10 protein-coding genes and 1 tRNA gene are annotated in these 14,167 nt (G+C 45.6%); 3 read left to right on the top strand and 8 right to left on the bottom strand.

The window, feature by feature from the left end; translation table 11 throughout:
• Positions 1 to 351 precede the first annotated feature (351 nt).
• From KUA50_RS12940 to KUA50_RS12930, 3 genes are read right to left on the bottom strand one after another with little or no spacing between them, the layout of a single operon-like run.
• Positions 352 to 1,200, bottom strand: coding sequence for a CPBP family intramembrane glutamic endopeptidase (locus KUA50_RS12940; protein ID WP_218455833.1), 849 nt, complete (start codon positions 1,198 to 1,200; stop codon positions 352 to 354).
• Positions 1,187 to 2,137 carry a bifunctional riboflavin kinase/FAD synthetase gene (locus KUA50_RS12935; RefSeq protein WP_218455832.1) on the bottom strand — a complete coding sequence of 317 codons (951 nt, stop codon included), beginning with the start codon at positions 2,135 to 2,137 and terminating at the stop codon, positions 1,187 to 1,189. Before KUA50_RS12935 ends, KUA50_RS12940 begins: the two co-directional genes overlap by 14 nt.
• Positions 2,138 to 2,155: 18 nt before the next feature.
• On the bottom strand, positions 2,156 to 4,795 hold the full coding sequence (locus KUA50_RS12930) for a calcium-translocating P-type ATPase, PMCA-type (protein ID WP_218455831.1): 2,640 nt from the start codon (positions 4,793 to 4,795) through the stop codon (positions 2,156 to 2,158).
• A 178-nt stretch (positions 4,796 to 4,973) separates the two neighbouring features.
• Between KUA50_RS12930 and KUA50_RS12925 the strand changes: the two genes are divergently transcribed.
• Positions 4,974 to 5,047: transfer RNA gene (locus KUA50_RS12925), tRNA-Ile, on the top strand.
• A 789-nt stretch (positions 5,048 to 5,836) separates the two neighbouring features.
• Here the strand turns inward: KUA50_RS12925 and KUA50_RS12920 are convergent.
• The 4 genes from KUA50_RS12920 to KUA50_RS12905 all read right to left on the bottom strand — a co-directional run bounded on the left by KUA50_RS12920 (position 5,837) and on the right by KUA50_RS12905 (position 8,645).
• A complete protein-coding gene (locus KUA50_RS12920; RefSeq protein WP_218455830.1) occupies positions 5,837 to 7,036 on the bottom strand; it encodes a hypothetical protein in 1,200 nt (399 codons plus the stop codon).
• A 177-nt stretch (positions 7,037 to 7,213) separates the two neighbouring features.
• Positions 7,214 to 7,705: a hypothetical protein gene (locus tag KUA50_RS12915; protein ID WP_217761070.1), complete on the bottom strand. Its 492-nt coding sequence runs from the start codon at positions 7,703 to 7,705 to the stop codon at positions 7,214 to 7,216.
• 39 nt (positions 7,706 to 7,744) lie between these two features.
• Positions 7,745 to 8,101, bottom strand: a complete 357-nt coding sequence (locus tag KUA50_RS12910) for a hypothetical protein (RefSeq protein WP_217761069.1) — start codon at positions 8,099 to 8,101, stop codon at positions 7,745 to 7,747.
• 4 nt (positions 8,102 to 8,105) lie between these two features.
• Entirely contained in the window at positions 8,106 to 8,645 is a 540-nt protein-coding gene (locus KUA50_RS12905) for an RNA polymerase sigma factor (protein ID WP_217761068.1), read from the bottom strand.
• Between the two features lie 1,045 nt (positions 8,646 to 9,690).
• Here KUA50_RS12905 and KUA50_RS12900 point away from each other — a divergent pair.
• Together KUA50_RS12900 and pafA are read left to right on the top strand one after the other, a co-directional pair.
• Positions 9,691 to 11,661, top strand: a complete 1,971-nt coding sequence (locus KUA50_RS12900) for a heavy metal translocating P-type ATPase (protein WP_218456017.1) — start codon at positions 9,691 to 9,693, stop codon at positions 11,659 to 11,661.
• 81 nt (positions 11,662 to 11,742) lie between these two features.
• Positions 11,743 to 13,353, top strand: coding sequence for an alkaline phosphatase PafA (pafA, locus tag KUA50_RS12895; RefSeq protein ID WP_022120187.1), 1,611 nt, complete (start codon positions 11,743 to 11,745; stop codon positions 13,351 to 13,353).
• A 136-nt stretch (positions 13,354 to 13,489) separates the two neighbouring features.
• On the opposite strand, the gene aat is transcribed toward pafA, so the two are convergent.
• A complete protein-coding gene (gene aat, locus KUA50_RS12890) occupies positions 13,490 to 14,155 on the bottom strand; it encodes a leucyl/phenylalanyl-tRNA--protein transferase (protein ID WP_218455829.1) in 666 nt (221 codons plus the stop codon).
• Between the last annotated feature and the right edge of the window lie 12 nt (positions 14,156 to 14,167).

Here is a 14,167-nt window from a genome sequence, read left to right as displayed (position 1 = left end):
TTACCAAATAAATTACGCCAAATTTGTTTATTGCCAATAAATAAATCTGCGTTTTTTGTTTATTACCAATAAATAAATCTACTATTTTTTATTTACTGACAATAAACAAATCTACTACACACTCTTTTTAAACATATTCTTATATTGTTGTTTGAGACTTCAAAGTTACGAAAAAATCTCCAGACTACAAAATGTCAAAGAACGAATGTATGTTAAACTTTTAAACGAAACCACTTTTTAAAGTGGACTCATTATTCAATAATCAAAAAAAGGCTGCACCATTTTTGGAGCAGCCTTTTTCCTATATCGTATTTTATTGAAAGCTTTCTATTTAGTTATGATTCGCTCATTTCAGAATTTAGCAGGAACATTTTTCGGTTTCTGAAGCCTCAAGATCATCTGGATAAAACTTGGTATCATGATACAGAGCGAGAAGCCTACAGCGTAATATACAGTCTTCTCATCGCCATGGAAGAGGTCGATGAGCTTGCCATCACTCTGTGGCATGAGATTATTCAAGACATAAGCCATCGTATTGTTCACCCAATGCATCAGAATGCCCGGAACAAGACTTTTGGTGCGATAATACATCCATCCCAAAAGCAAGCCCATCAGGAGGGCATTGATAAACTGCGCCTTATTGCCATGTATCAAGCCAAACACAGCTGCAGAAATGAAGATGGCAACCCAATGATTCTTCTTGCTTACCATATCAAGCAAAGTACGGAGGATCGCACCACGGAACACGATTTCCTCTGCCAGAGGTGCCAATATACCGATAGCTACATAGCCCCAAGGCTCCTTCATCAGCGAAGCAAATACCCGCTCGGTATCCGCATCCATCTCGACGCCTATCTGCTCATAGACAAACTCCAATGGAATGATAGCGCCCAGAGTAAACAAAGCTACCCACAACAGACTGATCCAAGGCTTTGACTGCAGATAGTTACGGGTAATGGGAGTCCATTTAGCCTTCAGGAAAATGATGAGGGTGATGACATTACTGAATACCGTAGTCAGCGCCGTCAGGATGGCATTATTGCCCGTATGCATAGCAAGAAGAGTTGCCTGATAACCTTCGCCCTTGACAGCAGCCCAAATGCCTGCTCCAGCATAAGTCAGAAATATCTGTACGACTATAAATATAATAATGTATAAAACTATGTCTGTCAGACCTTTTTTAAAATTAATCTTTGCCATTATCAATCTCCTTATTTAAAAATTCCATTACTGTTTTTTCATCTTCCTTCAACTGTTCTGCCAATTCCTCTGGACTATCAAATTTCTGTTCGCCACGGATTCGCTTGATGAAGCAGACAAGCAGCAGTTGGTCGTAGATATCACCCTCGAAATTGAAGATATGCGTTTCCAGCGTAATCTGCTTGCCATTAAAAGTTGGTCGGTTGCCCACATTCATCATGCCTTGTTTCCAAGTCATAGAGTTCTCTATACGAACCTTTACGGCATAAACTCCTGTAGCAGGAATCAACTGCCCGAAATGCGAGATGTCCAGATTAGCTGTCGGGAATCCGAGTTTTCTACCCTCATGATAACCATTCACTACTTTACCGATAATGGTATAAGGATAACCCAGACACTGGTTGGCCATCTCTATTTCACCTTCTTTCAGGAAGGAACGGATGACAGAGGAAGATATATTGATGTCATCTATCCGGAAGGCATCGTTTTTGATGACCTCAATACCCAGTTCTTTGCCGTAGCGCACGTAATCCCCGAAAGTCTCAGAACGGTTATGACCAAAACGATGATCATAACCGATGAACAGTTTCCTGACATGGAGATGGTCGTGAAGTATCTTCTGCATAAACTCGCATGCAGACATCGCAGCCATCGCCTTATCGAAATGCAAGACAACAGCATTATCCACCTCTGTTTTTGAAAGGAGGAGAAGTTTTGAATCGAGCGTACTCAACATCTCCGGCTGATAATCGCTTTGGAGTACCTTGCGAGGATGCTCATCGAAAGTAATGATGGTGGATTGCAAATTCTCCTGACTGGCGGTTTCTACAAGATGGCGGATCAGGAACTGATGTCCACGATGCACCCCGTCAAAGAAGCCGATAGTTGCTACGCAAGGCTGCAATTGTACAGTTTCGTTGTAATGTATTGTATTCATTCTATCTTAATCATTGGACTATCTTCTCTTAGCTATCATTCTCTTGAATGCTCTCCACAGCTCGCCCACCCAGAGCACAACAGAGGTGGAACCGATGATGAGCAGCCACTCGTGGAGCGACAATGGTGTGGTGCGGAACATTTCGCCACCAAAGGTTACGATGATCCACTGACCCACCAATACCAGTACAAGCACCAGAATCATTCCCTTATCCTTCAGGAAATGGCGGAAAGCAGTATGATGGCTCATCAGTGCCTTGGCATTGAAGAGGTTCCAGAACTGGATCATCACGAAGGTGGTGAAGAACATGGTCAGTTCATGCACATCTACTCCACCCTTGCCTCTGCGCTCGCAGTAAACCAGCAGGGCAAACATCACGAGGAAGAAGACGATGCCGCAGAACAGGATACCGAAACCGATGCTCTTGTTGATGATGAAATCGGATGCCTTGCGTGGCTTATCCTTCATCACCTCATGAGATGGAGGCAATGAGGCAAGTGCCAAGGCTGCGAAGGTATCCATGATAAGGTTCACCCAAAGAATCTGGGTTACCGTCAACGGCATTTCAGTTCCGATAACTGAGCCGCCAAGCACCAGCAGGAGGGCTGCCACGTTTACTACCAACTGGAAGAAGAGGAAGCGCTGCAGGTTGCGATAGAGCGAGCGTCCCCACATCACGGCGTTGGCGATAGACTTGAAGGAATCATCAAGCAGGGTCATATCCGAAGCCTCCTTAGCCACGGAAGTTCCCGAACCCAGCGACAAGCCCACGTGAGCATAGTGAAGCGCCGGAGCATCGTTGGTACCGTCGCCTGTTACGGCAACCACCTCGCCACGCTTCTGGAGCATCGTCACCAGTCGCTGCTTATCGGTAGGACGGGCACGGCTCATCACTCGGATATCCTTTGCCCGTTCGTAAGCCTCTTCGTCAGAAAGAGCCTCCCACTGTTCGCCCGTAATCATCTGCTGGTCGAGCGAGGTCAGAGAGCCATCTGCTCCGATATTCTCAGGCTCATCTTCGAAGACACCTATCTGCTTACCTATCTCCAAGGCGGTGGCAGCCGTATCACCCGTAACCACCTTCACCTCGATACCCGCATGGCGGCACTCCTGCACGGCGGCAGGAACATCCGGACGGATAGGATCGGCAATGGCTGCAATGGCCTGCAACTGAAGATCGTTGGCATCGAGAAGCGCTACCACTTCGGCAGTAGAGGTTCTGGAAGTTCTCATGATAGAAGCTTCTATCTTCTTATAGGCGAACGCCAGGGTTCTCATCGCCTTATGCTGCCACTCATCGAGTTCTTCGGCTGACTGTCTCAGCATTCTATCTTCGATGATGCATTTCTTCATCACGATTTCAGGCGCACCCTTCACGAAGAGATAGGTCTCGCCATCAACTTCTGCCAAGGTTGCCATCATCTTTCTCTCAGTAGAGAAAGGCAACTGCTTGAGCACATTCACCTGCTTGCGGAGTTCTTCATAATCCTTGCCCTGGGCATCGAGCCAGAGCAGGAGAGCCGACTCGGTAGGGTTTCCGATAGGTTTGCCGTCATTCAACTCGGCTGTAGAGTTGAGGGCAATGGCAGTATCAAGCAGCGCCTCATCGCCTTGCTTGAGTTCCAGGGCACTCACCTGCATTTTGTTCTGGGTAAGCGTACCGGTTTTATCGGTACAGATCACGGTAACGGCACCCATGGTTTCGCAGGCATGGAGCTTGCGCACCAGATTGTTCGACTTCAGCATCCTTCGCATGTTGAGCGCCAGAGAAAGGGTAATCGCCATCGGCAATCCCTCCGGCACCGCCATCACAATCAGGGTAACAGCCATCATGAAGTATTTCAGCACGATTTCTGCCATATAGAAATAATCCTTTCCGCCCCATACCGGATTGGTGAGGATATCGTGAATCAGGAAGATGAAGAAGGCTGCCACAGATACTACAGAGCCTACCTTGGAAATCATCTTAGCCAACTTGTCGAGCTGCATGTGAAGCGGTGTCTCCACCGAAGTCTGCTCGGTAGATTTCTTCGCCACCTTACCAATCTCGGTAGCATCGCCCACGGCTGTAACTACGAACTCGCCCCTGCCATTCATCACCATGGTAGAACGGAGGATGACGTTGCGAGGATAGGCTCCATCGCCACCGCCTTCCAGAGATTTCTCGGCAACAGGTTCGCCCGTAAGGGCAGATTCGTTAATCTGCAGGTCGTTGCAGACGATGAGTTCTCCATCGGCAGGCACCTCGTCGCCCACTTCCACGAGCACTACATCTCCTACCACCACATCGTGGCGCGGAATCTCCATCACCTTACCATTGCGGCGCACCTTAACCGGCTGCTCTTCGCTGAGCGCCGTGAGCAGATTAAACTTCTTGGCAGCATCGCGCTCAAAGTAGAAGCCCACGGTAGTAGCAAGGAAAACTGCCACGAAGATACCGATGGTCTCCATGAAATTCTTTTCGATAAAAGCAAGGATGAGGGATACGAAAGCCGCCACAAGAAGTATCTGGATAATCGGGTCGCGATATTTATCCAAATACAGTTTCCATAATGAAGTACGTTGAGGAGGGGTAAGCACGTTCTTGCCATGCTGTTCCCTACTCTGTTTAACTTGTTCATCGGTAAGACCGATTCTTTTATTTTTGTCTATGTCCATTTCTGAATAGAAATACTTTTTCTTTTTTGTACGATTAATAAGTACATACGCACGTGTGCGCACATAATTTGGTGCAAAGATACGCTATTTTTCTGATTCTAAGAAAATTTTTAAGATTTTATTTGGTTATTTCCCTAAAATCTAGTATCTTTGCACTCGAATTTAATAAAAATTCAACGGACTTGTAGCTCAGTTGGTTAGAGCAACAGACTCATAATCTGGAGGTCCTAGGTTCAAGCCCTAGCTGGTCCACATTGAAAATCAAGCAGTTAAGCAAAAATAGCTTAACTGCTTTTTTCGTTTTCAGGAAACAATGATTGAAACCGCACATTCAAGTATGCAGAAAGAATGCATCTTCAAAAAGCAACACCGTAATTCCTCTTTCAAAATTTGGTGGTTTCAATTATTTGCCGTATCCTTGTGCCATATTAAAAAAGGAGAACACTATTATAACTTAAACTTTTTAAGTACCTGAGCAACAAAAAGTTGCTCAGAATCTTTCCATGTCGAAGAATTCACTTATCTTAGTGTTGCAAAATAAGCAAGAGAATTCTACGGTCGAGTAAGTGGAGGGAATTTCACCCTCCCTTCTCTCGGAACCGTGCTTGACAGTCTCACATCACACGGCTCTTCGTACTTAACTCTTTTGTTTATTAGTTTATATTCTTTATTAACCTAGACGTGGATAGGGTACAATGGTTCACTTGCGTTCATCTCCTTGACACATACCTTGCCAACCTTACGGAAGACTTTCAATTGTCGTTCGCTACTCATCTGTTTCCATCAGAGCAGCACAAAGTGGTTTGCAATCAGCACCTGCATGCCGAATGCGGTGGGTCTGCCACCATCTCTTTAGAAGTTACGACAGAAATCTATCAAATATAGCCAATATCAGACTTCATTCTGTCTCAGGACACACAATTTCTGTCAAAGGTACAAAAAAAAGAATAACACATAGTCTTCACGTATCCATTTTTTAGTATGTGGTCATATTTTCTTTTGGATAGATTCTTTTTTTCGAGGCTTTTGAGATACCCATAACTATTCGTTTGATTGTTTACAAGAAGTCGCTTTGACGCATGGCAACGATTTGTAGATCTTCCATCGCAGATCCTCCTTATCTCTTACCTCATTGAGATATAATATAGATGATCGGGTGGGTGAAAAGCCTTCGGATGTGACATCGTTGACAGTCACCCGATAACTTCCATCCGTAGTATCGTAGACTGCAGCAAGCGATGGCCCCGTCATACTTTCATGGGGCGCAAACTCGCTTGGCTTATATTTACCATAATTGCGTTCTTCAGCCAGATAGACTTCCTTACAATCCACTTGCGCCTTGTCACCATACACGGCGTGTACATGATTGATATAACTGTCGGAAGCATAAACACCTGGACGTGCATCGGGATTATTCTTATGATGCCGGTCCAAGAAACCAGCATGTATGAGTACGGCGAAAGAGGAACTGTTAGAATAGACGCTGTCAACTGCCACTTTTCCATTGGATGAGCAATGCGGTTGCATCAATACTGCAGCCCGCCCATTGCAGTTACGAACATTCACGGCACGGATGTCATACACACCTTCATAGAGTCCACCAGCCCCAGTTTCCAATCGAAGTGTAACCCCACCTTTAGCAGAAATATCATGAAAGAAAATATCTCTTGCTCCATGAAGTTGACATAGTCCGTAGCCAGAATGCGCATTGTCGATGTGGCAATTTCGAATCTCTCCACAAGTGGGTCTGGAAGGTGAATCTTCCGATGTATTCAAACGGTTACCATTCTTTGACTTCATCGGTGTCAAAGAGATGCCGCAGAACTTTGTAAAGTTGTCCTTTATAAAAGCATCGGCTATCAAGAAATTTCGCACTCTTCTCAACAATGCGAAACGAACAGGACTAGCATTGCCAGAATCGAAAAACGAGAAGTCTACATAATATTGCCCACCGTCACCACGAATAGAGCAATTTTCAATGAAAGAATCGTCGGTAGGACCTGAAAAATAGAACATGGCGGTGTTTCTGTTTTTTCTCTTTAAACTTGAAAGCGTGAGCACTGTGCCAGCCTCTATCACCAGATGCACATTAGAACACATTCGTATCTCAACTATGTGATAGTTCCCTTTAGGCACAATGAGCCTGCCGCCACCAGAAGCCGACAAGTCTTCAATGGCATTTTGCCAAATTGCTGATTGGTCCTCGGGACTGTCTGGCTTTGCGCCATAATCTACAACCATGTTCTTTTGTAAAGCACATTGTTCTGAAGTATCCTGAAAATGGGACACAAGTTTTTCTGCGGAGACTGCGTTAAGAATGCAGCAGATTATTCCGATTGTTGTTATCAATATTCGTTTCATGAGTTCTTCTTTATCGTCAAAACGGCAGACTTTTTATTTTTACAAGAAAGCAAGTTTTTATTTTGTAGAGTTATTGTCCATTGGTCGTGGTCCGAATTTACCGCGCTTAGGACGTTGTCCCTTCTTGCCCTTACGCTGAGCGAATCGCTTCATCATATTCTTCTCGATTTCGTATACACGCTGAATCTGCTTCTGCGTCATAAACTTCGAGTATTCCTTGTAATACTTCTGTCGTATGTCGAGAATCTTCTCGCTCATTTCGAAGCGTTTCTTGATGTTCTGCCCAATTTGCTCCTCATTGTTATTGCCATTGCGACGAGGACGCGAACCAAGAGCCCAAATCTCCTTCTGGCATTGTGTATAGGTGTTAATGAACTTGGCTGTAGTCTCGTCGTCAAGAGCAAGGTCATTGGCTATATACTTAGCCTGTTTTTCTGAGAGTTGCTCGCGTGTGAGGCGCTGCTTTTTGTTGGGAGCCTGAGCGAAAGAATTGACGGTGAACATCGTCATTGCGACGACCAGCATCATTACGTTGAAAATCTTTTTCATAATCTTTGTTTTTTAGTTTATGTTATATATATATTTGCCTTAATTGTTGATGAACACATCATCCTGATACACATCCAAGATATAAGCCTGGTCGCCCTCGGATAGTTGTGCGAAGGCTTGCTCAACATCCTGAATATCGCTCGAAGCCGTTGGCGTATTGGGAGCTAAGAAATGTATGTTGATGACAAACATTGCCGCAACAGCAGCTGCTGCAGACAACGATACAGGCCAAAGCCACTTACGGACAGTACGCCGATTCGTCTTAATCTCCGTATTCTTCTGTGGCATATCCTGTACGGCATCAAGGATGTTGCTCTGCATCTTGGCGAAGAAATCGTCGGGAGTAAAGTATGGCATACGTTTGCCCACTTGGTTGAAATCGAAATTCTTTTCCATATCCTTAATCGTTTGAGTTCATATACTTGATTATTTTCTCTTTAGCAACATGATAGCTTGCCTTGACACTTGCGGCTGTAGAGTCGGCTATCTTGGCTATCTCGTCAAACCCGAGTTCGTCATAGTAGCGCAGGTTGAAAGCCAACTGCTGCTTGGGGGGAAGTGTTAGAATCGCCTTTTGCAGCTTCACCGCAACCTTGTCGGCATAGTCAACGTAGTTGTCGGCAGCAATGATTTCCATGCCTGTAGTAACCGAATCGAGCGATACCGTCTCCTGACGGCGCTTACCGATGAGCCGCAACGCTTCGTTGGTGGCAATGCGGTATAGCCATGTGCGCAATGAGCTGTCGCCACGAAACTGTTCGAGCGACCGGAACATCCTTACAAAAGTCTCTTGCGTGGCATCCTGGGCATCATCGTGCGACACCACCAGTCGACGGATGTGCCAGTAGACAGGCTCCTGATACTTGCTCAGCAGCATCCTGAAGCCTGTCTCCCGGCTTGTGTTCAGTGTTTCTATTATATCATTATCATTTATCGTCATAGCCTCTACTTCTATCTGTTACATCTATTTGACCTCGATAATGATGAAAAGTAAAAATGAAAGTTTGTTTTTTGATGTCGGTCATCTGAATCTCTACATAAGAGATACAGGTCGAGTAAGTGGAGGGAATTTTACCCTCCCTTCTCTCGGAACCGTGCTTGACAGTCTCCCTGCAAAAAAAAGAAAAATGGTGGAAACTAGCAAATTATGCGTGTTAAAAAAATAATAACATTCTACGAAAATCAACATTTTTCACTGAAAGGAAACATCTCATACACATCAGATACGGGTAAGAACTACGATTTCAACACGGCTGACACTCTCAATACTTTACTGCTCAATTGTATGTTTGCATCTGCCAACTGAAAGAGGATGAGATGGATGGTAACAATGTTGCGACTTATATGATGCAAGGAAGCAACCATAACGATGCAAGGAAACAATTATAACGATGCAAGAAACCCTTATTTGTGATTGCATGACATTTGTCATGCGATTATACGACACTTGTCATACAATCGGATGACAAATGCCGTATAATCACACGACATATACCAATGTATAAATAAACCTAATATTTTACACCAAAAGATACAAGTTATCACATTATTATATATATTTGCATCATCTTTCATAGAAGACAAAGAATATAGACCTTAATTCAGTAATGAGAGGATGTGTACACGCAAGAAGGACGTTGAAAGGCTTAGTTGCGGATTTGAGGATACCATATAAATATAAGCAATGAAAGAACAAACTTCTCGATGAGCTATAATCTTCACAACAGGAGCCTTTGCAACCAAGTTGCAGAAACCTTTTCGTAATTTTGCAAACGAAATAGAAAAAGGAACGAATGTTCCGGAATGTATAGAACTAAAAGTATTGTAAAATTATGGAAGAAATGAAACTTTCTCACGAACATCATCATGAACATCATCATGAAGTTCATCACGGACATCATCATGACTGCTCATGCTCCAAAGAAGAACATGAGCACCAGGGATGCGGTTGCCATCATCATGAACATCACCATGAAGAAGGCGGTTTGAAATCCAAGCTCTTTCTGATAGGAGCTACCATCATCCTCCTGATCATCGCTGTTTTCATCGAAAAGAATTACGACCTGGCTACCTGGCAGTTGCTCCTCGTCTATCTCATTCCTTATTTATTAATAGGACATGAGACGCTGGGCGAAGCTGCAGAAGGCATTGCCAAGGGCGATATGTTTAACGAAAACTTCCTGATGGCTATCGCTACCATCGGAGCCCTTTGCATCGGATTTTTCCCTGGATCAGACACAGAATTTCCAGAGGCAGTCTTTGTGATGCTCTTCTTTCAGGTGGGCGAACTCTTCGAAGGATATGCGGAAGGAAAGAGCCGTGACAGTATTTCACATATGATGAATATCCGACCAGACGTGGCGAATGTTGAAAGAAATGGAAAGGTAGAGGCCGTTTCGCCTGAAGATGTAAAGATTGGAGAAACGATTGTAATCCGTCCGGGTGAGAAAGTGCCGCTGGATGGTGTTGTCATTGAGGGCAATTCTGCCTTGAATACAATTGCCCTGACGGGAGAGAGTATGCCACGGGATTTGAACGAAGGCGATACTATCATGTCCGGTTGCATCAACCTTTCAGGAGTGGTTCGTGTACGCACCACCAAGAGTTTTGGCGAAAGTACCGTATCCAAGATTATCTCTCTGGTAGAGAGTGCAGACAAGAACAAGTCGAAGAGCGAGGCCTTCATCACCCGTTTCGCCCGAGTCTATACTCCTATCGTTGTTTTCGCAGCCATTGCCCTGGCGGTTATTCCTCCATTCCTGGCAGCAACAGGAATCGTAGGTGAAGGAACCTTTGGCGAGAACTTCCCATTATGGCTCAACCGCGCCTTGATATTCCTAGTAGTTTCCTGTCCTTGCGCCCTGGTCATCAGCGTGCCCCTCACCTTCTTTGGCGGCATCGGCGGAGCATCCCGGAACGGTATTCTCATCAAGGGCAGCAACTATATGGATGCTTTAGCCAAGGTGGGAACCGTTGTGTTCGACAAGACCGGAACTCTAACCCACGGAGAGTTTGCCGTGGCAGCTGTTCATGCAGATGCTTCCTGCCCAGACCATCCATCCCATGATGCAGATAACGTGCATACTGGCGAATATTCTGACAAGGAGAAGATTCTGCTGCATCTGGCGGCTCATGCTGAACATTTCACTACCCACCCTATCGGCGCAGCCCTGCGTACTGCCTTCCCGCAAGAAGCAACGGATGGCTGCGAGGTGACCGATGTAGAGGAAATTGCAGGACAAGGTATCCGTGCCCAAGTGAACGGAAAGGTGGTTTGCGTGGGCAACAAGAAGATGATGGAAAGCATCGGTGCCCAATGGCACGACTGCAACCAGGTTGGAACCATCATCCACGTCGCCATTGATGGCAAGTACGCAGGACATATTGTGATCAACGACACCCTTAAGGAAGGAAGCGCCCATGCCATCAGAGAGCTGAAAGAACTGGGAGTAGAGAAAACGGTAATGCTGACGGGCGACCGCAGAGAAGTGGGAGAAGATGTTGCCCACAAACTGGGACTGGACGAGTGCCGCGCAGAACTGCTGCCAACCGATAAGGTTTCGCATGTAGAACAACTGCTGAAGACAAAAACAGCAGGCAAGACGCTCGCTTATGTAGGCGATGGCATCAACGATGCCCCTGTATTGAAGCGTGCCGATGTGGGCATTGCCATGGGTGGACTGGGTAGCGATGCAGCCATCGAAGCTGCCGATGTAGTACTGATGGATGATGACCCTAGAAAGATTGCCCTTGCCGTAAAGATAGCCAGAAGAACCATTCATATCGCTCACGAGAACGTGGTGTTTGCCATCGGAGTAAAGGTTGCCGTACTGATTCTCGCCACCATTGGTCTCGGCACCATGTGGATGGCTGTCTTTGCCGATGTAGGTGTTACGGTACTGGCTGTATTGAACGCCATGAGAAGTTTGGGTAAAAATCGTCTTTTTTATCGTTAAATACCAAAATAAGTTGTATCTTTGCAGCCGAATTCTAATATACAATACTGAATGGTTATGTATAAAAAAGACATTTTGATTATGAATAAGATTATCAAACTCATCTTCGTGCTCTGCTGCTTCTGCGGCATTGCACAGGCTCAGCCTCAACGCCCTAAGCTCGTTGTAGGCATCGTTATCGACCAGATGCGATGGGATTATCTCTATCGCTACTACGCCCGCTACGGCGAAGGCGGATTTAAGAGAATGCTCGGAGAAGGATTCAGCGTAGAAAATTGCAAGATTCCTTATATCCCTTCGGTTACAGCCATCGGTCACTCTTCTATCTGGACCGGTTCCGTTCCTTCCATCCACGGAATTGCAGGAAACAACTTCGTGAAAGATGGAAAAGTAGTGTATTGTACTGCCGACGATACCGTCAACCCGGTAGGTTCTGACAGCAAGGCTGGCAAGATGTCGCCTCGCAATCTGTGGGTAACCACCATCGGTGATGAACTCCGTCTGGCTACCAACAACCGCTCTAAGGTGATTGGTGTAGCCTTGAAAGACAGAGCATCCATCCTCCCTGCGGGCCATCACGCCAATGGCGCTTTCTGGTTTGATGACAAGTCGGGCAAGTTCATCACCAGTACTTTCTATATGGATAAGTTGCCTGAGTGGGTGAACAAGTTCAACAAGCAGAAACTCCCTAACAAGTATCTTTCCAAGAAATGGGAGACGCTCTACCCTATCGATTCCTACAAGGAGAGCACCAGCGATGACAACAACTACGAGAATGGAATTGTTGAAGGCGAGAAGGCGGTATTGCCACTCGACCTGCCTACCTTATATAAAAAGCATGGTTACAAGATTCTCCGCAGTACCCCATTCGGCTGCAACCTGACTTTCGATATTGCCAAGGCTGCCATCGAGGGCGAGAACCTGGGTAGAAACACAGATACTGATTTGCTGACCATCAGCTGCTCCAGCACCGACTACATCGGACATCAGGTGGGCGTGAACGCCATCGAAACAGAAGATTGCTATCTCAGATTAGATAAGGCATTGGCAGATTTCTTCACTTATCTCGACCAGACCGTAGGCAAGGGAAATTATCTCACCTTCCTCACCGCCGACCACGGAGGTGTGAACAACGCTACCTTCCTGCAAGACCAGCGAATCCCTGCCGGCATCTGGAACAAGAAGGGACTGGTAGATGAATTGAATAAGAGTCTGAAGACAAAGTTCAACACCGACAAGGACCTAGTAAAGACCATTATGAACTATCAGGTATTCTTCAATACAGACATCATCGAAGAACTCGGTCTGGATTACGCAGCCATCAAGCAGGTGGTAGTAGACAGACTGAAGAAGGACAAGGACGTGCACTATGCCTTCGACATGGAGAAGACCTCTATCGAGAGCATTCCTGCAGAACTGAAGTTCCGTGCCATCAACGGCTACAACCGTGAGCGCAGCGGAAGTGTCCAGATTGTCTTGAAGCCTGGTCACTACGATTATTACAGCAGCAAGGGAACTACCCACGGAGCATGGAATCCATACGACATCCATATTCCTTGCCTGTTTATGGGTTGGGGCATCCAGCACGGCGAGAGTGCCCAGCCTCACTATATGACAGATATTGCCGCTACCGTATGTGCGATGCTGCATATTCAGGCACCTAACGGCTGCATAGGCACACCGATATTCTAAATAAAAAGCAAAAAGCTAGATAATAAATAAAGGCTAGGTTCCCCAGAATCGGGAAGCTAGCCTTTATTATTTTCTATTCAAAAGAGAAACTCTTTTATGCTTCATGCATGATTGTATTCTTTCATGCATGATTTCCCTAATCATCATTCATGATTTCCATATATTCCTCGTAGGAAATATATCTGCCACCCATCGACTTGAGATGCGGAGTTTCCAGCTGGCAATCTATCATCCTTCCTCTATGTTCTTTCATAAAGCGAGCTAAGAAGATGAGGGCAAGTTTAGAGGCTGACGGAACCTTTGAGAACATACTCTCACCAATGAAGACCTTTCCGATGGTTACTCCATAAAGACCACCTACCAGTTCATCAGTCTCCTTGTCCCAAACCTCTACGCTTGCGGCAAACCCCTGTTCGTGGAGATTAGTATAAGCCTGTATGATGTCCATGCCCAACCAGGCGCCATCCTCCTCGTTGCGATGATTGCTTTTAGCGCATTCCATGATTACCTGATCGAAAGCCTCATTGATGCCCACCGAATACCTGTCCTTATTCATGAGCGTCCGCATCGAATGGCTCACATGGATTTCATCAGGAAAGATGACAAATCTCTTCATCGGACAAAACCATAATGGCTCCTCCTGGTCTCTAAAACTGTACCAGGGGAAAATGCCATTGCTATAAGCTAACAGCAGGCGGTCTATACTCAAATCACCGCCCACAGCAAAGCATCCGTCTGATTCGCCAAGATGGGGATCAGGGAAGTAAATCTCATCAGCAGTATCGTCTATCTGAAATATCATAACTCAAAACTA

Origin of the sequence: Segatella hominis, assembly GCF_019249725.2 — a bacterium.
GTDB lineage: Bacteria > Bacteroidota > Bacteroidia > Bacteroidales > Bacteroidaceae > Prevotella.
This window is presented reverse-complemented; position numbering and strand designations above follow the sequence as displayed.

What these genes read in the sequence shown, in the direction of transcription:
- KUA50_RS12920 (WP_218455830.1), bottom strand. Translation starts at nt 7,036, where the DNA reads ATGGTTGTAGATTATGGCGCAAAGCCAGACAGTCCCGAGGACCAATCA.
- pafA (WP_022120187.1), top strand. Translation starts at nt 11,743, where the DNA reads ATGAATAAGATTATCAAACTCATCTTCGTGCTCTGCTGCTTCTGCGGC.
- aat (WP_218455829.1), bottom strand. Translation starts at nt 14,155, where the DNA reads ATGATATTTCAGATAGACGATACTGCTGATGAGATTTACTTCCCTGAT.
- KUA50_RS12935 (WP_218455832.1), bottom strand. Translation starts at nt 2,137, where the DNA reads ATGAATACAATACATTACAACGAAACTGTACAATTGCAGCCTTGCGTA.
- KUA50_RS12915 (WP_217761070.1), bottom strand. Translation starts at nt 7,705, where the DNA reads ATGAAAAAGATTTTCAACGTAATGATGCTGGTCGTCGCAATGACGATG.
- KUA50_RS12910 (WP_217761069.1), bottom strand. Translation starts at nt 8,101, where the DNA reads ATGGAAAAGAATTTCGATTTCAACCAAGTGGGCAAACGTATGCCATAC.
- KUA50_RS12905 (WP_217761068.1), bottom strand. Translation starts at nt 8,645, where the DNA reads ATGACGATAAATGATAATGATATAATAGAAACACTGAACACAAGCCGG.
- KUA50_RS12930 (WP_218455831.1), bottom strand. Translation starts at nt 4,795, where the DNA reads ATGGACATAGACAAAAATAAAAGAATCGGTCTTACCGATGAACAAGTT.
- KUA50_RS12940 (WP_218455833.1), bottom strand. Translation starts at nt 1,200, where the DNA reads ATGGCAAAGATTAATTTTAAAAAAGGTCTGACAGACATAGTTTTATAC.